This window comes from Litchfieldella rifensis (genome assembly GCF_042646605.1).
GTDB classification, from domain to species: domain Bacteria; phylum Pseudomonadota; class Gammaproteobacteria; order Pseudomonadales; family Halomonadaceae; genus Litchfieldella; species Litchfieldella rifensis.
Map to the genome: position 1 here is coordinate 97,588 of NZ_JBHRUG010000048.1, position 17,591 is coordinate 115,178.

Annotated in this window: 19 protein-coding genes; 10 read left to right on the top strand and 9 right to left on the bottom strand. The window is 59.4% G+C overall.

Going from position 1 to position 17,591, the window contains the following annotated elements:
- Positions 1-31: 31 nt before the first annotated feature.
- The 7 genes from ACFOEV_RS20170 to ACFOEV_RS20200 all read left to right on the top strand — a co-directional run bounded on the left by ACFOEV_RS20170 (position 32) and on the right by ACFOEV_RS20200 (position 5,926).
- Positions 32-841, top strand: coding sequence for a type 1 glutamine amidotransferase (locus ACFOEV_RS20170; protein WP_386776691.1), 810 nt, complete (start codon positions 32-34; stop codon positions 839-841).
- A 460-nt stretch (positions 842-1,301) separates the two neighbouring features.
- The gene (locus ACFOEV_RS20175; protein ID WP_386776692.1) at positions 1,302-2,192 is read left to right on the top strand and encodes an SDR family oxidoreductase; all 891 of its coding nucleotides are present in this window, start codon (positions 1,302-1,304) and stop codon (positions 2,190-2,192) included.
- A 268-nt stretch (positions 2,193-2,460) separates the two neighbouring features.
- Positions 2,461-2,811: a VOC family protein gene (locus ACFOEV_RS20180; protein WP_386776693.1), complete on the top strand. Its 351-nt coding sequence runs from the start codon at positions 2,461-2,463 to the stop codon at positions 2,809-2,811.
- A gap of 135 nt (positions 2,812-2,946) precedes the next feature.
- A complete protein-coding gene (locus ACFOEV_RS20185) occupies positions 2,947-3,948 on the top strand; it encodes an aldo/keto reductase (RefSeq protein ID WP_386776694.1) in 1,002 nt (333 codons plus the stop codon).
- Positions 3,949-4,090: 142 nt separating this feature from the next.
- Positions 4,091-4,315: an amphi-Trp domain-containing protein gene (locus ACFOEV_RS20190; protein WP_386776695.1), complete on the top strand. Its 225-nt coding sequence runs from the start codon at positions 4,091-4,093 to the stop codon at positions 4,313-4,315.
- 228 nt (positions 4,316-4,543) lie between these two features.
- The gene (locus ACFOEV_RS20195) at positions 4,544-5,131 is read left to right on the top strand and encodes a YdeI/OmpD-associated family protein (RefSeq protein WP_386776696.1); all 588 of its coding nucleotides are present in this window, start codon (positions 4,544-4,546) and stop codon (positions 5,129-5,131) included.
- 96 nt (positions 5,132-5,227) lie between these two features.
- Positions 5,228-5,926, top strand: coding sequence for a DUF808 family protein (locus ACFOEV_RS20200; protein ID WP_386776697.1), 699 nt, complete (start codon positions 5,228-5,230; stop codon positions 5,924-5,926).
- Between the two features lie 229 nt (positions 5,927-6,155).
- Here ACFOEV_RS20200 and ACFOEV_RS20205 read toward each other — a convergent pair whose 3' ends face one another.
- From ACFOEV_RS20205 to ACFOEV_RS20215, 3 genes are read right to left on the bottom strand one after another with little or no spacing between them, the layout of a single operon-like run.
- Positions 6,156-7,094 (bottom strand): carbon-nitrogen hydrolase family protein, encoded by a 939-nt coding sequence (locus ACFOEV_RS20205; RefSeq protein ID WP_386776698.1) that lies wholly within the window; start codon positions 7,092-7,094, stop codon positions 6,156-6,158.
- Positions 7,095-7,138: 44 nt separating this feature from the next.
- Positions 7,139-7,567 carry a GFA family protein gene (locus ACFOEV_RS20210; RefSeq protein ID WP_386776699.1) on the bottom strand — a complete coding sequence of 143 codons (429 nt, stop codon included), beginning with the start codon at positions 7,565-7,567 and terminating at the stop codon, positions 7,139-7,141.
- Between the two features lie 27 nt (positions 7,568-7,594).
- Positions 7,595-8,461: a class I SAM-dependent methyltransferase gene (locus tag ACFOEV_RS20215; protein ID WP_386776700.1), complete on the bottom strand. Its 867-nt coding sequence runs from the start codon at positions 8,459-8,461 to the stop codon at positions 7,595-7,597.
- A 114-nt stretch (positions 8,462-8,575) separates the two neighbouring features.
- Here ACFOEV_RS20215 and ACFOEV_RS20220 point away from each other — a divergent pair, with 114 nt between their 5' ends.
- The gene (locus tag ACFOEV_RS20220) at positions 8,576-9,454 is read left to right on the top strand and encodes a LysR family transcriptional regulator (RefSeq protein ID WP_386776701.1); all 879 of its coding nucleotides are present in this window, start codon (positions 8,576-8,578) and stop codon (positions 9,452-9,454) included.
- 361 nt (positions 9,455-9,815) lie between these two features.
- On the opposite strand, the gene ACFOEV_RS20225 is transcribed toward ACFOEV_RS20220, so the two are convergent.
- The 5 genes from ACFOEV_RS20225 to ACFOEV_RS20245 all read right to left on the bottom strand — a co-directional run bounded on the left by ACFOEV_RS20225 (position 9,816) and on the right by ACFOEV_RS20245 (position 15,116).
- Positions 9,816-11,123 carry a TRAP transporter large permease gene (locus tag ACFOEV_RS20225; protein WP_386776702.1) on the bottom strand — a complete coding sequence of 436 codons (1,308 nt, stop codon included), beginning with the start codon at positions 11,121-11,123 and terminating at the stop codon, positions 9,816-9,818.
- Complete coding sequence (locus ACFOEV_RS20230) at positions 11,123-11,662, bottom strand: TRAP transporter small permease subunit (protein ID WP_386776703.1); 540 nt, start codon at positions 11,660-11,662, stop codon at positions 11,123-11,125. The genes ACFOEV_RS20225 and ACFOEV_RS20230 overlap by 1 nt, the downstream gene beginning before the upstream one ends.
- 71 nt (positions 11,663-11,733) lie before the next feature.
- A complete protein-coding gene (locus ACFOEV_RS20235) occupies positions 11,734-12,783 on the bottom strand; it encodes a TRAP transporter substrate-binding protein (RefSeq protein WP_386776704.1) in 1,050 nt (349 codons plus the stop codon).
- 19 nt (positions 12,784-12,802) lie between these two features.
- A complete protein-coding gene (locus ACFOEV_RS20240) occupies positions 12,803-14,335 on the bottom strand; it encodes a class I adenylate-forming enzyme family protein (RefSeq protein WP_386776705.1) in 1,533 nt (510 codons plus the stop codon).
- Positions 14,336-14,354: 19 nt separating this feature from the next.
- Positions 14,355-15,116, bottom strand: a complete 762-nt coding sequence (locus ACFOEV_RS20245) for an enoyl-CoA hydratase/isomerase family protein (protein WP_386776706.1) — start codon at positions 15,114-15,116, stop codon at positions 14,355-14,357.
- A gap of 187 nt (positions 15,117-15,303) precedes the next feature.
- Here ACFOEV_RS20245 and ACFOEV_RS20250 point away from each other — a divergent pair, with 187 nt between their 5' ends.
- Both ACFOEV_RS20250 and ACFOEV_RS20255 read left to right on the top strand, forming a co-directional pair.
- A complete protein-coding gene (locus tag ACFOEV_RS20250) occupies positions 15,304-16,044 on the top strand; it encodes an IclR family transcriptional regulator (RefSeq protein ID WP_386777065.1) in 741 nt (246 codons plus the stop codon).
- Between the two features lie 51 nt (positions 16,045-16,095).
- Positions 16,096-16,443, top strand: a complete 348-nt coding sequence (locus tag ACFOEV_RS20255) for a hypothetical protein (RefSeq protein WP_386776707.1) — start codon at positions 16,096-16,098, stop codon at positions 16,441-16,443.
- On the opposite strand, the gene ACFOEV_RS20260 is transcribed toward ACFOEV_RS20255, so the two are convergent.
- Positions 16,401-17,588: a glycerate kinase gene (locus tag ACFOEV_RS20260; RefSeq protein ID WP_386777067.1), complete on the bottom strand. Its 1,188-nt coding sequence runs from the start codon at positions 17,586-17,588 to the stop codon at positions 16,401-16,403. The two genes, ACFOEV_RS20255 and ACFOEV_RS20260, sit on opposite strands and share 43 nt — an antisense overlap.
- Between the last annotated feature and the right edge of the window lie 3 nt (positions 17,589-17,591).

Consider the following 17,591-nt stretch of genomic DNA (forward strand, 5'->3'; position numbering starts at 1 on the left):
TCAAGTCAAACATTGTTGCGGTCCATAAATCATGAAGATTTGTATTTTTGAGAATGGTCTGGTTCCTGATGACCTAAGTCCAACCTATGGATCATATCCAGATATGATTTCTCGTTGGCTCGGCCCCAGTCTGCCTGAGGCAAGCTTTTTTTTATGCTCGCCGGTGTCGGGAGAGTCATTGCCCTCTCCTGACGCTTATGATGGTTACATTTTATCCGGTTCCCGCCATAGCAGCTACGATGAGCTGTTGTGGATGCAATCCATGAGATCGTTTCTTCGAGAGGTAAAGGACATGGATCGTCCGGTATTTGGCATCTGCTTTGGGCACCAAATCATGGCAGATGCCTTTGGTGGGCTGACGCAAAAAGCGAAAAATGGCTGGGGAATTGGGGTCCAGAAGTATTTTTCCTCGCTCTCGAGCGATTGCTTCTCAACAGGAACATTTGTCTTTCACCAAGATCAAGTTGCTATTCTGCCTCCTGAAGCCAAGGTGGCGGGGGGGTCAGAGCATTGCCCTAACGGTATTATCCAATATGATTTTCCGGCGCTTTCCGTACAGTTTCATCCAGAGTTCAGCCGTGATTATGTAAAAGAATTGGTTGCCAGATATTCGGGTTCCACGATACCTGAAGCCACATGTCGTTCTGCCATCAACAGCTTGCATGAGATCCCGGTTGATGGCTCGCCATTGGCGACCTATGTTGCCGACTTCTTTAGACGGTGGATTGAACTGTCTCGAACTTTCAGGCATTCGGAAGACATTGAAAACAGGGTTGTTCGGAGTGATATCAATCACTCAACCATCAGAAATGCGACCCGGACAACGCCATCAGGGAACTGATCAAGAGGGTTCCCAAGACAGCCCGGCATCACAATACACAGCTTGCAGCACAAGTCCGCCAGATCGTCGAGACGGTGCCCGAGGCAATGAGGCCGATGACCTACCAGTAGCTCGCCGAGATGCTGGCGCTAGAGCCATCGCGCACTATCCAGCGTGTCGCTCAGGCGCTCGAACAAGTGATGCGCGCAGACGCCGAGCAGGGGCAACCCTTTATTGCCACCCTGGTCGTCAGCTGCAGGGGCGAGAGTCTGCCACTGGCACACGCTCATCGACGAAACGCCGCCAAGGGCGAATGCCTCGGCGGCGCGTTGTTTCAGAATTGTCCGTCCGTCGACTCCGAGATGTTGCGTCTTTACAACATACGGTTACCGGCCGTGGTTGGTATTGCCGACCCCACTGACTAGGGTCTAGGAAAGAAGCCTGAAAGCTGGAAGCGATCCGATGTCGTGGAGGTGAAACCATGGAATCCGATCGATTCTTCGACCCGACCAGCCAATACCCCCGGCCGCCGTTTTCCGCACAGCCGCAAGAATGGCCGGGTCTGGCCAATAAAATGGACCCGCCCCCGGACCACGGCGAAAAGAGCTACCGGGGCAGTGGCCGGCTGACCGGGCGCAAGGCGCTGATCACCGGGGGCGATTCCGGTATCGGTCGCGCGGCGGCGATCGCCTATGCCCGCGAGGGCGCCGACGTGGCGATCAACTACCTGCAAGCCGAGGAATCGGATGCCCGGGAGGTGATCGAACTCATCGAGGCGGAAGGGCGCACGGCGGTGGCCATTCCCGGCGATATTCGTGACGAGGCGTTCTGCCGCGAGTTGGTCGACTCGGCGGTGGACCAACTCGGCGGGCTCGATATTCTGGTCAACAACGCCGGACGGCAGCAGTGGAAGGCCTCGCTCCTCGATATCACCACCGAGGATTTCGACGCCACCCTGAAGACCAACCTCTACGCGATGCTGTGGATCACACAGGCCGCCATGCCGTACCTCTCGGAAGGCGCCTCGATCATCAACACCGCATCCGTGGTCGCCTACGACCCGCCCGAGGTCCTGCTCGATTACTCGATGACCAAGGCGGCAATCGTCAACTTCACCAAGTCGCTAGCCAAACAGGTCGTCGATCAGGGCATTCGCGTCAACGCCGTGGCGCCCGGTCCGTTCTGGACGCCGTTGCAACCCAGTGGCGGCCAGCCTCAAGAGCATGTGAAGAACTTCGGTGAGGATAGGCCAATGGGTCGCCCCGGCCAGCCGGTGGAGCTGGCCAGTGTCTATGTCCTGCTCGCCTCGCAGGAATCCAGCTACTCCTCCGGTCAGGTCTACGGCGCCACGGGTGGCAAAGGTCATCCCTGATCGCGATTCCTGGCTCGACCATGCCCCCAGTGAACGTTGGGTGGGCGGGATTCGGATTTCGCTATGCTTTGTCTGAAAAGTTGGCGAGCGCAGGCAGTTTTCAGACAAAGCGTAGGCAGTGGAAGCGGAGGGGGGCTTGACTCCGGCTGACGGATGATCGGTGCCTAGGTAGGCGCGTTTATTGACTTGAACGCGCAGGCACGTTCATCTGGATAACTGAGCGCGTCATCATCACTGTTAGGGTGCAAAATAGAAATCAAGGTGAAATATGAAAGTCAAACGAATCATGGCCAACACAGCGACATCAGACCTCAACAAGGCGGCAACCTTTTACGGGGACATATTGGGCCTTGAACTGCTTATGGATCACGGTTGGTTTCAAACTTACGGCTCAGATGCAAAGATGACTGTTCAGGTGAGTTTCGGGTCCGAGGGCGGCTCAGGGACTGCCGTGCCCGATTTATCTATTGAAGTCGATAATATCGAAGCCGCAATAACGCGGTTCAAAGAGGCGAATGTGCCTATTGAGTATGGGCCTGTAAGCGAGCCTTGGGGTGTACGGAGATTCTACGTCCGCGACCCTTTTGGAAAGCTCATCAACATCTTGCAACATGAGTGATCGCCTGCATCCTAACAAGGCGCTGCAGCCGATGCTGGACTTCCCCCACTTCAGTGGATGCGTATCGCAAACCGCGTGCCGGCTTTCCGGCCGCTGCCGTTATGTATAAATCAGATTGTGCTCAAGGATCCCCTCATGTTGTCCGTCCTTCATCGCCTGCAGGAAATCGCCGCGCCCACCATCGGCCTGGGCTGCATGAACCTCTCCCACGCCTACGGCAAACCCCTGTCCGAGCCCGCGGCGCTGCGCGTCCTCGATGCCGCCTTCGACATGGGCTATCGCCACTTCGATACCGCAACACTCTACGGGGCAAGTGCCAACGAGCGCCTGGTGGGCCGGGCACTGCAAGGCAAGCGCAATCAGGTCTTGCTGGCTAGCAAGTGTGGCATGGCCATCGACCCGAGGCTCGGCAAAAAGGTGATCGACGGACATCCCGAGACGCTCAGGCGCCAGTGCGAGGCCAGCCTCGAGCGCCTGCGGACCGACCATCTGGACCTATACTACCTGCACCGCCTGGATCGACAGGTGCCCATCGAGGAAAGCGTCGGGGCCTTGGGGCGTCTGGTGGAGGAGGGCAAGATCCGCGCACTCGGCCTGTCCGAGGTCTCCGCTACCACGCTACGACGCGCCAGGACCGAGCACGTCGTTGCCGCGGTGCAGTCCGAGTACTCCTTGTGGACCCGCAACCCCGAGATCGCCCTGCTCGACGCCTGCCGCGAGGCGGGCACGGCGCTGGTGGCCTTCAGTCCCCTGGCGAGAGGCTTTCTGACTGGCACCCTGAAAGAGGTGGCGAGCCTGGAGGAGGACGACATCCGTCGAGGCATGCCGCGCTTTAGCGCCGAGAACTACCCCAAGAACCTGCGCTTGCTCGAGGACTTCCTGGCCGTGGCCCGGGAGGTGGACTGCACTCCCGGGCAACTGGCGCTGGCCTGGCTCAAGGGGCAGGGGGAGGACGTCATCCCGATCCCCGGGACGCGATCGGTTGACCATATGCGTGAGAACCTCGGTGCCGATGAGGTCAACCTGGATGCGGCCACCCACGCTCGGCTGAATGCCATGATGACACCGGACCAGGTGGCGGGGTCCCGCTACAGCGAGGCCCTGCAGGCGGATATCGACACCGAGGAGTTCAGCTAGTTGTCGAGGTGCCTGTCTCATTTTCTTGTATGCGCCGGCCTTCCGTCGCTGGGTGGAAGGTGTGGATTGCCTGCTAGACTGGACCCGAGACTGTTTGCACATCAGGCGTTGGGCGTAACAAAGCGATCAAGGAGAAGACAATATGAAATCCAAAGAAGAACGTGACGTAGAGAAGGGCTACCCGAAGGCCGACTTCGTGGCCAAGCTGCGGCGTCTCGCAGATGCTATCGAGAACGAAGATCGTTTCGAGATACAGATTGCTGGCGAACGCATTTATGTGCCTGTTCGAGCCAAATTCACCATCGAACACGAACGGTCAGATGATGAAGAGGAGATAGAGTTTCAGATCAAATGGGAAAGAGAATAGATCAGGAGTATTCCCTAATTAAGCCATCTTCGCAGCCTTCCATTCGGGCGAACAGTTACCCATGTTCGATATTCCGGCTGCCGGCACTAACGCAAAGCCGGATCGCCCCACTTCTTATTGAGCAATCATCAGCTCCGGGTGCGCCATTTGGCTCCAGGACCAACCGGCGCACGCCGGTTGGTGTTTGTCCAGGGGAGCTTGCAACCGGTCAGGAGAGGGTGTCAATAAATGAACGATATGAATCCAAAGGTTGATGAACTTTTAAGGAAGGACAAGTGGCAAGAAGAAAGGAAGACGTTGAGAGCGATCCTTCTTGACTGTCAACTGACCGAAGAAGTGAAGTGGGGTAAGCTGTGTTACACGTTCCAGAAAAGTAACGTGGTTATGATATATGGGATAAAAGAATACTGTGCGCTTGGATTTTTTAAGGGTGCCTTGTTGAATGATGCCGATGGTATTCTCGTCAAGCCTGGGGAGCATTCACAGGCGATGCGCCAAATTCGCTTTACTGGAGTGCAAGAAATAGATGAGCTGGAAGCCAGATTGAAAGCCTATATTCATGAAGCCATTGAAGTGGAGAAAGCCGGTTTGAAGGTGGATTTCAAAGAGAAAAGAGAACTCGAATTTCCTGAAGAATTTCAAGATAAATTAAATGAAGATCCTGTCTTGAAAACTGCTTTTGAAGCATTGACGCCGGGGCGACAAAGAGGATACATCCTTCATTTTTCTGGTGCCAAGCAATCCAGGACTCGAGTGTCAAGGATTGAAAAGTGTATATCGAGAATTCTCGACGGAAAGGGATTAAATGATCGGTGAGTTCGGCTCATCCAGCCCGTAGTGATCGATTGCGTGCAATTTATGCCATGCTGCAAGGGGTAGCCCCATTCCCTTATCCAAACAGGAAGATCGACATTGGCCGGTGCAAGCTTACTCACGCTGATCGACGATATCGCGACGATCCTCGACGATGTGTCGTTGATGACCAAGGTGGCGGTCAAGAAGACCGCTGGAGTGCTCGGTGACGACCTGGCGCTGAACGCCCAGCAGGTGAGCGGGGTGAAGGCCGACCGGGAACTGCCGGTGGTGTGGGCGGTGGCCAAGGGTTCGCTACGCAACAAGGCGATCCTGGTGCCGGCAGCGCTGCTGATCATCGCCATCACCCTGGGCAGCGTGGCCGGTACGCCCTTCCTGCAGCAGGTCGCGGTGTTGGTGGGCATCGCCCTGATCATGACTGTTGGCGTCTATGGCCTGGTCGCCGGCATCGTCAAGCTCGACGACCTCGGCCTCTACCTCAGCCAGCGTAGCGCTGCGCCGGCCCAGGCCGTGGGCAACGCCATCGTGCTGGTGGCGCCCTACCTGATGAAGTCGCTCTCGGTGATCGGCACCGCCGCCATGTTCATGGTCGGGGGCGGCATCCTGGCGCATGGGCTGCCCGCCGTGCACCACGGCATCGAGGCGCTGGCTCACTTTGCAGCCGATCTGCCCAGTGTCGGCACGATCCTCGGTCCGCTCAGCGAGACGGCACTGAATGCCGTCATTGGCGTGCTCGCTGGTGCCGTTGTGCTGGCGGGGGTCAAGGCCTTCGGTATGCTCAAGCGGCGAGTCGCCTAGCCGAGCTAGGTAGGGCTGTCGCCTTACAGGGTCAGCAGCGCCGCGATGAAGCAGCCGCTAGCGGCTGTCGAGGCCGAGCGTATGCACGTGGTTCCACAAGGTCCACGCTTTCAGGTAGCGCGTCCATACGGCGCCTGCATCGCCAGTTGCCCTGGCACTGGTCAGCTCGTTGTTGAGTGGCACGGTGAAGAGCAGGGTGACGCCGCCGTCTCGTCGGTGAAGTGCGGGCTCAACGTTTGAACGCGATCGAGCATTGCGGCCGGGCATCAACCTCCAGCGTGAAGACGTCGGGACGGCTGTAGTGCCCGGCCACGTCAAAGGCACGGCGGGCGCTGGCGACACGAGCTATGTCGATGTCCGCCTCGAGCAGGCCGACCTCCTTGCGCATCGGGCCGGCGATGATCTCTCCACCTGGGGCGATCACCACGCTATCGCCAATATTCATCCATTCCTCAGCGTTCGGGTAGAGCCGGTCCTTGTCGGGAAAATCCGCCGGCAGATCAGCGACGCGGAGCACATTGCCTGCACCAAGTACCCAGCAGCGCGCCTCGCGGGCGATGTGCTGCAAACTGCCGATCCAGCCGTCGCCGCTGTCATTGGTCGGCGCGACATGGATCTCGATGCCCTGACCGTAAAGCGCATACCGCGCCAGCGGCATGAAGTTTTCCCAGCAGATCAGCCCCCCGACCCGGCCGGCGGGCGTATCGACGACGCGAAGCCCGCTGGCATCGCCAAATCCCCAGACCATGCGTTCGGGATTGGTCGGCATCAGTTTGCGATGCACATTGATGAGGGCGCCATCCGGCCCGATCGTGACAAGGCTGTTATAGACCGTCGTGCCACTGGTCTTGCTGTCGCGCTCATTGATGCCGCAGATCACGGTCGCTTTGGCCTTTGCCGCCGCATCATAAAGCGGCTGCATCTGATCGCTCGACAGATCGACGGCATTTGCCACCAGCCTTGTATGCAACGTCTCGCTCAGACCCCAGTCGCCACTAGGTTTAAGACGCCAGATCCAGGCCGGATAGCCGGGCACAAAGGCCTCATTGAACACGATCATCTCCGCACCGTGCGCCGCCGCCTCGGCAACCTTTTCGACAGCCTTGGCGATTGTCTTTTCACGATCCAGAAACACTGGCGGTTCCTGAACGATTGCGATCTTGGTCATACCTTTCTCTCCCTTTTTGAGCCTTGCCCGCGTAAGGCGGAACGCTATTCCGTCACCTGTTCGCCCGATCCGCCGATTTCAGCTGGAAAGTCTTTGAATTTGGGCAGGCCGTCCCGCATCGGAAGCACAGCTTCGGCATAGTTCACATGCACGCCCGGAACGAAGGCAAGGCTGGGGAGCACCGCTGCGAAAACGTCGGTCACACCCCACTCCGGGTGATCCGTCATGATGTGCCCGCCGCATTTTTTGCAGAACTGGCGCACCGAGTTCGGCACCCCAGAAAATTCGCCGAGCAGGTCCTGCCCGTTGGTGATCCGCACGCTTCCGGGTTTCCAAAGGCTGAACGCGTTCACCGGCCCCGCCGACCACGCGCGGCAGGAAGCGCAGTGGCAATAGCCCATCCCTTCGGGGGTGCCGGAAACTTCGATTTCAACGCTACCGCAAAAGCAGGTTCCTTTATGTGTCGTAGTCATTTTGACTCCTCCTTGGATTTTGGGCGCTCAACCGGCTTTGGTTGCGGCGGCGACCAGCATCTGACACGGGCCGTTGAACTGGCCGTTTTGCTCGTATGTCTCCAGCAGTTCCTCGATCTCCGCCCAGGCTTCGTCCTGTTCGGAGGCGGAAAGGCCGGCCAGCATCTGATGAAGAGCGCCGAAGGATTCCTGTTCGAATTGCAGGCACTCTTCCGCTGATCTCAAACGCACCGGAGCCTCTACGATCTCGATCTCCACTTTCGTGAAACCAGCTTCCGCCAGCCGCTTTGCCAGCACATCGGGATCGCCGAGGCTGAAGGGGCCGGGTTGGCCCGGCAAGGGCGCGGGCAACGCAGCGCGGCGCCGGATGATGCCGACCGGGCCGGAAAAGAAACCGTTCTTGTCCGCCGCCGCATAGGTGATCGCGCCGACCCGCCCGCCGGGCCGCAGGTGCTGCTTCATCCCGGTCAGCGCGGCATGCTGGTCGGGAAAGTAGATCAGCCCCACCCGCGAGATCACCGCATCGAACGGCTCGGCATTGATCTCGCCAAGCGCTTCGCCGTCAACAACTGCGGTCTCAACATTGCCAAGCCCTGCCAGCTTGGCGTTCCGTGCAGCGTAATCGAGGATGCCCGGCGAGATATCGGTTGCCAGCAAATAGCCGCTCGGGCCGACCCGCCGAGCCGCCGCTAGGGTCTGTTCCCCCGCGCCCGCCGCCACGTCGAGCACGCGACTGCCTTGTTTGACACCGGTCATGTCGAGCATCAGCTCGGTCGCCGGTCCCAGCCAGCGCGACAGAAGCGGTGACCAGCGGTCCCAGGCTTCGGCGGCAGCATCCCACTGCTGGCGCGTGGTACTCTTGAATTTGACTGGGTCGAAAGCTGGAGTTGTCATTTTCCCCTCCCGGAAAGACTTTGCTTACCTAGAGGGTGCTCCCCGCCTACCGTCAAAACAATTCTCGAAATATCGACATACGGATTGCAATAATGCAATTTGAGGAAGGTGCTGATGCACTGGGACGATCTGAGAATATTCCTGGCGGTGGCCCGCGAAGGATCCATCAGCGGCGGCGCGAACCGGCTGAAGGTGCAACATTCGACCGTCTCGCGCCGGGTCAAATCACTTCAGGCGCAACTTGGCACCACTCTGTTTGAACGCAAGAAGTCCGGGTTCGAACTGACCCAGGCCGGCGAGGAATTGAGGGATTCCGCCCAGCGGATCGAGCGCGAGGTGATCGGTCTTGAGGGAGCGCTTTCCAATCAGGACAACTTTGCAGGAGGTGAGCTTACGGTCACGGCCATCAACAACATGGCCTCGACGATATTGCTTCCCGTCTTCGCCCGTTTCAGCATGGAGCAGCCGGAAACCAGGCTTCATATCCATGTGTCAAATAAATATGTCAGCCTCGCCGAACGCCAAGCCGACGTTGCCATCCGGCTGACCAACACCCCGCCCGAGACGCTGGTCGGCACCCGCCTGACGACCGTGACTTCGGCCGTCTACGGGTCGTGCAATTACCTGCGCTCACTCGCAAAGGGCAGCAAACCAAGATGGCTCGGTATCGAATGTTGTGAGTACCATCGGTCATGGACCAGCGAGGCCTGCCCCGATCACGACCATAATTTCTATATCGACGACACACTGCTCACCCTTGCCGCGCTGAAGCAGGATCTGGGCCTCGCCTATCTGCCCTGCTTTATGGGGGACGGCGAAGAAAGCCTTCAACGCTATCGTCCCCCCGATGCCGCGCATGATCTGGGGCTTTGGCTGCTCTATCATGCCGACCTGAAGCAGAACAAACGGGTGCAGCTTTTTCGCGCCCACATGATCCGCGAGATCGGCAACCTGCGTGCATTGTTCGAAGGGGAACAGTCGGTGATACCGTAAAACCACTGCAGTGGCTTGGGAGAGGCAATTGCGCCATCGCTAAATTCCGATAACCAGCGAAAGCCGCCGTTCAATTACAAGCAGGGAATGACCGCTGTCGCAACGCTGGTGCGGAAGGGATTGATCTGCCAAGCGACCGACAACAAGGATCAGCGTCAGGGCTGATGTGACAAAGCGCTTCGGCCTTTGCCACGAAGCATCGAGCCCATCGCCTTGAGGATCCTGGTGCCTTCTGGGCCGGTACCGGCCGCCTCATTCATGGTACCCACCGCTGCACGGCTCACTTCAGCGAGGGGCAAGCTCACCCCCATGTTCCGCACGCCCCCAGTCAGGGGGCGTGATGACAACGGCTAGGATCGGGTCACAGCGTAGCCTCATTCATATAGCCAGGCAGAAACGTTGCCAAGCCGGGGAAGGCAATCAGCAACAGCGCCATGAGAGCCATGATCAGGAACATCGGCGCCGCCGCTTTGGCGATGAAGCCAAGGCTGTGGTTGGTCAGGCCCTTCATGACGAAGAGATTGAAGCCTACGGGGGGCGTTATCTGGGCCATCTCCACCATGACCAGGACGAAGATACCGAACCAGAGCAGATCGATGCCGGCTTCATTGAGCATGGGCGTGACGACTGCCATGGTCAGCACCACTGCCGAGATGCCATCCAGAAAGCAGCCCAGCACGATGTAGACGAGCATCAGCGCCACCAGGAGCATGAAGGGAGAGAGATCCAGGGACCCCACCCACTCGGCCAGGCCGCGCGGCAGTCCGGTAAACCCCATCGCCAGCGTCAGGAACGAGGCGCCTGCCAGTATCAAGGCGATCATACAGGAGGTCTTCGCTGCCCCCATCAGGCTTTCCACCAGTGAGGAAAAGGTCAGGCTGCGTTGTATGGCGGCAAGCAGCAGGGCACCGACGACCCCGAGGGCGGCGGCTTCCGTCGCGGTGGCGAGGCCGGAGTACATCGAACCGATCACGGTGAGGATCAACAGCGCAACAGGAATCAGCAGGCGCGATTCATAGAGGCGATGTTTCATTGTCATGGCCGGCTCTTTGACGATATTGGGCTTTTTCAGGATTCCCCAGGCCACGACATACCCCATGAACAGCGCGGCCAATATCAGGCCAGGGAGTATCCCCGCGATAAACAGCTTGGGGATGGACTGATTGGTAATCACGCCATAGACGATCATGGTCAGCGAGGGGGGAATCATCAGGCCAAGGGTGGAGGCCCCGGCCAGGGTCCCCACGCTCATGAAATCGGAATAACCACGCTTGCTGAGCTCAGGCATGGACATCTTGCCCACGGTGGTCAGCGTGGCGGCGGAAGAGCCGGAGACCGCGGCGAACAGGGTGCAGCCGATGACATTGGTATGCATCAGCCGCCCAGGCAACCAACTGAGCCAAGGGCTCAACCCGCGGAAGAGGCTTTCGGAAAGTCGTGTGCGGTAAAGGATTTCCCCCATCCAGATGAACAGAGGAAGGGCCGTGAGCGTCCAACTCGTCGATGACGTCCAAAGCGTGCTGTACATCGAGGCCCCGATCGGGCGGCCGGTGAAGAACGCGATGCACACGATGGCCACCCCGACCAGGGACAGGGCCACCCAGACGCCGGAGCCCAGCAGCAGGAAAAGGATGAGCAGAAGCGCAATGGCCAGTTCGGTGAAATCCATCAAAGACTCCTCACGGGATGGGTTCCGTGGTGGTTGGCACGAGCGGAACGAATCAAAGCGGCCAGAGTGCGAACGAAATGATCGAGTATCGAAATCGTGAAGGCCGTGGAGCCGAGTGCAAGCAGCGACTGGGGTATCCAGAGCGCCATCGCATCTTGCCCCGATGAGACGTCACCAAACTGATAGGACCAATAAGCCGCATCGAAGGCATGCCACGTGATGAAGCCGGCAATGCCGCCGGCGACCAGCAGGCACCACAGCTCGCCGATGGGACGAAAGCGCCCGAGTCGCTCCACCAGGAGGCCGACGCGGATATGCCCACCTTCGTGAAAGGTATAGGCCGCAGCAAGGAACGTGCTGGCGCCCATCAGGTAGCCGGCATAGTTGGTGGCGCCAGGCAGGGTCATGCCGCTCCAGCGCAGCACCACCTGGACGACGATCACGACCAGCATGATGAAAATGCAAAGCGCGGCAAGATATCCGAAGACGCGATAGAGCGTTTCCAGCCATCTGACGGCACGAGAAGAGGAGGTGTTCATGGGAGCTACCCCTAGTTCCATCCAGCGAAGCGGAGTCCCCATTCCGTGGAATGGGGACGTGAATCGTGCTGTCACTGCATTGCACGATATTCCTCTACCAGTTGCTGGCCTTGCGGGCCGGCTTTCTCTAGCCACTCCTCCTGCATCTCTTCACCGATACGGGTGAATTCCGCCTGCAGTTCCTCGTCAGGCTGGTTGATCGCAACGCCCTTGTCGCTCAGCCGGCTCTTGAGAGCATCGGTGAGCTCGCGGGCCTGCTTCTCGCCGCGCTGCTCGGCTTCTTCGGCAATGGCCAGGACCTCCTGCCTCGTTTCCTCATCGAGGGCTTCCCACCGCTCCTTGTTGACGAAGACGTGGCTAAGGACGAGCCAAGCCTTGGCATCGTAGAAGTGGGGGAGGTAGTCCCACAGCTGATGGTTGTAGACGGGATCCCCGGAGGATATCAGCGATTGCACCATGCCGGTGGCGGCCGCCTGCGAAAGCTCGGCCTCCTCGATCAGGGTCGGCGTCATGCCCATCAGCTCGGCAAAGCGCGCCGTGGCGGTGTTATAGGCTCGGAACTTGAGCCCCTCCGCATCTTCGGGTGAGTCGATCTCGCGGTCGAAAAAGACGCCTTGCGGAGGCCATGGAATGTGATAGAGCAACTGAAGATTCTGCTCCGCCATCAACTCGTCCAGCGCTGGTTTGGTCACTTTCCATAGCTGTGCGGACTCTTCAAAGGAATTCGCCAGGAAAGGCACGGAATCGATACCGTAAAGGATGTTCTCGTTCTGATGGGCAGAAAGGACGTGAACGCCGATCTGTGCCTGGTCGCGCTGTACGGCGCGCTTGATCTGATCGCCGGGAAACAGCGATCCACTCGGATGGACGCGTATGTCCAGCTCGCCATCGGTGGCCTCGCGCACCTGATCGGCGAACCAGCTTACGTTCTCGGTGATGTAGTTATCCGACGGTTGCGGAGAAGGAAGGTCCCAAACGTCGGCGTAGGCAAGGCTGCTGGCTGCCAGCGTCAGGGTGGTAATGGCGACTGTCTTGCTCAATGCATGGACCATGCTGTTGGTCTCCTCTGTTCTAGTTGTAGGGAAGGTGGTCGGGTCTTTTCTCTTGTCGTTGTTATCCATTTTGTCCTCTGGTTCATGGTCAATGAAGCCGTTGGCTATCCCAGGCTTCGTGTAGGGTCGTGGGCAGGCAATGCTTGACGATGCGGTGGCTGGGGGTTCGCTCGAACTCCTCCACGATGGCGAGATAGCGCGGGCACTGGTAGGAGGCCAGGCGCTCCTTCAACCAGAGGTAAAGCTCACGCAGCTCAATGACGCGACCGGCTTTCGGCTTCAGGAAGAGCTTGATCTCCTGCTCTCCGATGTCGGCATCGACACCGACCATTGCGCACTCCTCGACATCGGGGTGCAGCTGGGCGACCGATTCCACCTCCCAGGCCGAGACGTTCTCGCCCCGACAGCGCACGCTATCGGTGATGCGCCCAAGAAAATAGAGAAAGCCGTCCGCATCGAGCCAGCCGCGGTCGCCGGTATGTAGCATGCCGTTTGTCAGCGTCTTCTCCGTGGCCTCGGCGTTGCGGAAGTAGCCATCGAACAGCACGCCAGGCTGCGTTTCACGGACCACCACCTGGCCCGGTTCGCCTGTCGGTACCGGGCGGTCCTGGTCATCGTGAATGGCGATGTCCAGCCAGGGAACGGCACGGCCCACCGATCCCGGCTTTCCTTCGGCATTGAAGGTGGTCAGGCTCGAGGCTTCCGTCATCCCGTAGCATTCGCGGATCTCGAAGCCGAAGCGATCCTGCAGGGTCGACCAGATGTCGCTTGGACAGCCTCCGCCCCAGGCGGTACGCACGTTGTGTGTGGTTTCCAGCTCGCTGGGCGGCTGCTTCAGCAATATCTGCAGCACCCCTCCCAGGTAGTGAATGTGAGTCGCACCGCTGGCATTGACCTGCTCCCAGAAGCGACTGGCGCTGAAGCGCTCGGTCAGGCTGAGCCGCACATCGAAGAACAGCGGCAGCAACAGCATCTGGGCGCCGCCGATGTGATAGAAGGGCTCCCACTGGAAGAAGACGTCGCCCGGCTCGATCGAGCACAGCAGCTCGACGCTCTTGAGGGCATAGGCCATCATCGCATGCGTGACGCGTACCCCCTTTGGCTTGCCCGTCGTGCCGGAGGTGTACATCAAGGCGTATAGCTCCGACATGACTGGCGCCGGGGCGTCCAGCCTTTCCCTGCCGTCCAGGTGCTCGGAGATCGTGTCTTCCGCGCCTCCCAGCAGCAGCGTCTTGCCCGTGAATGCCGCCCCGCTATCGACGACGACCGGCCACAGGTCGGCATCGGTAAACAGGACCGCGGGATCGCAGTGCTCGAGGATGTACTTCAAGCCATTGCCACGCTGGCGGGCATTGACCGGCACCCAGACGATACCGGCCTTGGCCAGGGCGAACAGGATAGCGATGGCCTCCGGGCCGTTATGCATCATGACCGCGGCACGCTCGCCGGGGCGAATGCCCAACTCCCGGCGAAGGTAGGCGGCGAGTGCCTCGGCCTGATGGTCGAGCTCGCCGAACGTCAGGGGACGTTGGTCGAAGCTCCCGAACAAGCGCTCCGGCTCGCGCGTTGCGATATCGCGCAGCGCGATAATGAAACTGGGATCGTTGAGGTTGAATATCATAGTGGTCAGATCTCTATCTTCAACCGTTTCGGCGCTTGAGGAAGAGCTCCATCATGCGTGCCGGTTCGCCCGAGGCGTAGGCCTCGCCCTGGATGCGAACCCCCGCTTCGAGGCAGTCGCGAAAGCCCGGCTCGGTGATCTCCTTGAAGCGCTGACGATCCAGGCGCATCGCAACGGGTGGCTTGTCGGCGAGTTCTTCGCCCAGCGCCAGCGCTTCCGGCAGAACCTGATCGGCCGCGACCAGACGGTTGATCAAGCCGAGGGCATGCGACTCGTCGGCATTCATCAGGCGACCGCTCAAGGTCAGGTCGATGGTGCGAGCGAGCCCCAGGTGTTCGCGCATGATCCAGGGGCCGGTGGTGCTGGCGATACCTGAGTTGATTTCGGGCTGTCCCATGCGCACGTCGGCATGGGCGATACGGAAGTCGCACAGCAGGGCCACCTGGAAGGCCGAACCGGCCGCCACCCCGTTAAGCGCGGCAATGATGGGCTTGGGGCTGCTGCGCAGCTTGTCGTAGAGCGTCTCCCACTCTCCCACCCAGCTTTTGGCTCGCTCGGCGTCAAAGGACCGAGTCTCGTTGAGATCCTGGCCGGCACTGAAGGCTCGCTCGCCCGCACCGGTCAGCACGATGGCGCCGAGCGAATCGTCGCTGGAGAACTCCTCGAGCGCGGCGATGAGCTGCTGGCGCATCTCGCTGTGCCAAGCGTTGAGGACGTCGGGGCGGTTGAGGGTAATGACGCCTACACGGCCTTGCTTGTGGGTGAGGATGTGTTCGGACATGATTGCCTCTCGATTGTTTGTGTCTTTGTGATTGCAATGCGATCAGTAATGATCTACATTTAATCAATGTAGTTGAATAGCAAGCATTGTAAAACCCAAAATCGACACGAGAAGCGATTTTTCTCACGGAAAGATCGGGCTAGGGAGGGGTAAGGCTTTGAATGAAATAGGGAAAGTGGACCGCTTGATGGTCAAGAGTGTGGTGAAGGCGTTTCGGATCCTCGAAGTCTTCGATGCCGAGCACCCGGCGATGAGCGTCAAGCAGCTGGCGGAACGCTGCGACATGGACCGCAGTGCGGCGCAACGCTTCGTGCACACCTTGACGCAGCTAGGCTACTTGCAGCGCAATGAGGAGACGCAACTGATCGAGCCCAGCGTGCGCACGCTGGATATCGCCGCGCACTACCTCCATGCGCACCCCCTGGTCGACAAGGTTCGCCCCTACCTGCTGAACCTGAGCAAGGAAACGGAAGGTTCGGTCAGCCTGACGATTCTGGACGGGCAAGACGTGGTGTATCTCTCCCGCTTGCTGAGCCGCAACATGCTGGATACGGACATCACCATCGGATCGCGCCTTCCGGCATTCTGCACGGCGCCTGGGCTGGCGATGCTATCGCAGTTGGAAGAACAGGAGGCTCTGGAGGTCTTGGAACGGACGCAGCGAAAGGCCTACACGCCCAATACTGTGTACGAGGTGCCTGCGATCATGGAGCGCTTGGCTCGATTCAAGCGCCAGGGATACGCGCTGTCGGTAGAGGAGTATTTTCTCTCCGACATCTCCATTGCGGTACCGGTACTGGACAGGCACAACCGACCGCGAGCGGCGGTCAGCATCTCGATGTCTCGGCTAAGGAGCATGCCCGAGGAAGTGGAGCAGAACCTTTCGGGGTTGTTGATCGCTACAGCACGACAGTTATCGAGGCTGTGATTGGAACCCCAATTTTGTTGAACTGGACCGATCAAGAGGTAGAGCGCGCCGATGATAGCCTGTCATCACAATACACCGCTTGCCGCACGGGCCCGCCAGATCCTCGAGACAGCGCCTGAGACTGAGCTGCCGATGACCTACCAGCAGCTCGCCGAGGCGCTGGAGCCGCCGCGCACCATCCAGCGTGTCGCCTCGGCGCTCGAGCAGCTAATGCGCGAAGACGCTGAGCAGAGGCGACCCTTTGTCGCCGCGCTGGTTGTCAGTCGCAGGGGCGAGGGTTTGCCCGCCAAGGGCTTTTTCGATCTCGCTGTCGAACTTGGGCGCTTCCCGCTGGATCCAGCACAGCACGCCGAGGCCTACCACGAGGAGTTTCGCCGGGCCATGGCGCAGCGGGGGTGATTGGGATTCCTCAGGGGTATTGGCTTCATGGTTCTGATGAGGTTCTCGGATCGATCACTCAGAAGTTCTGCACACCTGGACAGCGCCTCGTCCAGGTCCATTGGTCCGTCAGCAAGGGCAAATGCGCCTGTTACGCCCTCATCGAGCACAGCTTTCCAGCCGGGTCCCAAGCGGCCAGCCAGAACAATCACTGGTATGCAATGATCGCGCGCGGCACGCGCGACACCGATCGGAGTTTTTCCAGCAAGGCTTTGGCCGTCCAGTTGCCCTTCGCCTGTGATGACCAGGTCGGCCCATGCGAGGCGGTCTTTCATACCGGCATGGCGCATGATCAATTCTATTCCCGGCATCACCTCTGCACCGAGAAAGGTAGCCAGCGCAAAGCCCATACCACCGGCAGCTCCAGCTCCCGCAATATCCCGATAATCGATGCCAAGCACTTTCCTTGTTTCATCTGCGAGATGTTGAAGCGCCTTGTCCAGACGCAAGACCTCGTCATTGCTTGCACCTTTCTGCGGTCCAAATACGGCACTTGCTCCGCGCTCACCAAGGAGGGGGTTGTCGACATCTACCGCGGCTTCGACAACAAGATTGGCAAGGCGAGGATCGAAGTCACTCAAACCGATGCTCGCTAGTCGCTCGAGTGAAGCGCCCCCTGGTGGCAACGGCTGACCATCGCAGTCCAGAAGCTGTGCACCTAACGCCGTTAACATGCCTGCACCGCCATCGTTGGTGGCGCTACCTCCCAGCGTGACCAGCAGCCGCTCAGCACCCGCATCGAGAGCCGCACGAACCAACTCGCCAACGCCATAGGTCGAACTGTGAAGAGCGGTGCGTTCATCATGGGCCAATGACTGAAGACCACTTGCTTCGGCCAGCTCGATACAGGCCGTGCGAGAATCACCATGCCATCCCCAGTCGGCGTCACAAGGGCGTCCCAGAGCATCGTGCACCCGAGCAGTCCGCCGCTCTGCTCCAGTGGTGCTGATCAGTATATCCAGACTTCCCTCACCGCCATCTCCGAGTGAGCATTTGTCAATCGCCGCTTCCGGGGCGGCAAGCTTGACGCCAGTGGCAATGGCATCAGCGGCCTCGCGAGCACTGAGAGAATCCTTATAGCTATCTGGGCATATTAAGATGTTCATTTT

Excerpts from the sequence above, each read along its gene's own strand:
- ACFOEV_RS20170 (WP_386776691.1), top strand. The coding sequence starts at position 32 with ATGAAGATTTGTATTTTTGAGAATGGTCTGGTTCCTGATGACCTAAGT.
- ACFOEV_RS20175 (WP_386776692.1), top strand. The coding sequence starts at position 1,302 with ATGGAATCCGATCGATTCTTCGACCCGACCAGCCAATACCCCCGGCCG.
- ACFOEV_RS20180 (WP_386776693.1), top strand. The coding sequence starts at position 2,461 with ATGAAAGTCAAACGAATCATGGCCAACACAGCGACATCAGACCTCAAC.
- ACFOEV_RS20185 (WP_386776694.1), top strand. The coding sequence starts at position 2,947 with ATGTTGTCCGTCCTTCATCGCCTGCAGGAAATCGCCGCGCCCACCATC.
- ACFOEV_RS20190 (WP_386776695.1), top strand. The coding sequence starts at position 4,091 with ATGAAATCCAAAGAAGAACGTGACGTAGAGAAGGGCTACCCGAAGGCC.
- ACFOEV_RS20195 (WP_386776696.1), top strand. The coding sequence starts at position 4,544 with ATGAACGATATGAATCCAAAGGTTGATGAACTTTTAAGGAAGGACAAG.
- ACFOEV_RS20205 (WP_386776698.1), bottom strand. The coding sequence starts at position 7,094 with ATGACCAAGATCGCAATCGTTCAGGAACCGCCAGTGTTTCTGGATCGT.
- ACFOEV_RS20210 (WP_386776699.1), bottom strand. The coding sequence starts at position 7,567 with ATGACTACGACACATAAAGGAACCTGCTTTTGCGGTAGCGTTGAAATC.
- ACFOEV_RS20215 (WP_386776700.1), bottom strand. The coding sequence starts at position 8,461 with ATGACAACTCCAGCTTTCGACCCAGTCAAATTCAAGAGTACCACGCGC.
- ACFOEV_RS20220 (WP_386776701.1), top strand. The coding sequence starts at position 8,576 with ATGCACTGGGACGATCTGAGAATATTCCTGGCGGTGGCCCGCGAAGGA.
- ACFOEV_RS20225 (WP_386776702.1), bottom strand. The coding sequence starts at position 11,123 with ATGGATTTCACCGAACTGGCCATTGCGCTTCTGCTCATCCTTTTCCTG.
- ACFOEV_RS20230 (WP_386776703.1), bottom strand. The coding sequence starts at position 11,662 with ATGAACACCTCCTCTTCTCGTGCCGTCAGATGGCTGGAAACGCTCTAT.
- ACFOEV_RS20235 (WP_386776704.1), bottom strand. The coding sequence starts at position 12,783 with ATGGATAACAACGACAAGAGAAAAGACCCGACCACCTTCCCTACAACT.
- ACFOEV_RS20240 (WP_386776705.1), bottom strand. The coding sequence starts at position 14,335 with ATGATATTCAACCTCAACGATCCCAGTTTCATTATCGCGCTGCGCGAT.
- ACFOEV_RS20245 (WP_386776706.1), bottom strand. The coding sequence starts at position 15,116 with ATGTCCGAACACATCCTCACCCACAAGCAAGGCCGTGTAGGCGTCATT.
- ACFOEV_RS20250 (WP_386777065.1), top strand. The coding sequence starts at position 15,304 with ATGGTCAAGAGTGTGGTGAAGGCGTTTCGGATCCTCGAAGTCTTCGAT.
- ACFOEV_RS20255 (WP_386776707.1), top strand. The coding sequence starts at position 16,096 with ATGATAGCCTGTCATCACAATACACCGCTTGCCGCACGGGCCCGCCAG.
- ACFOEV_RS20260 (WP_386777067.1), bottom strand. The coding sequence starts at position 17,588 with ATGAACATCTTAATATGCCCAGATAGCTATAAGGATTCTCTCAGTGCT.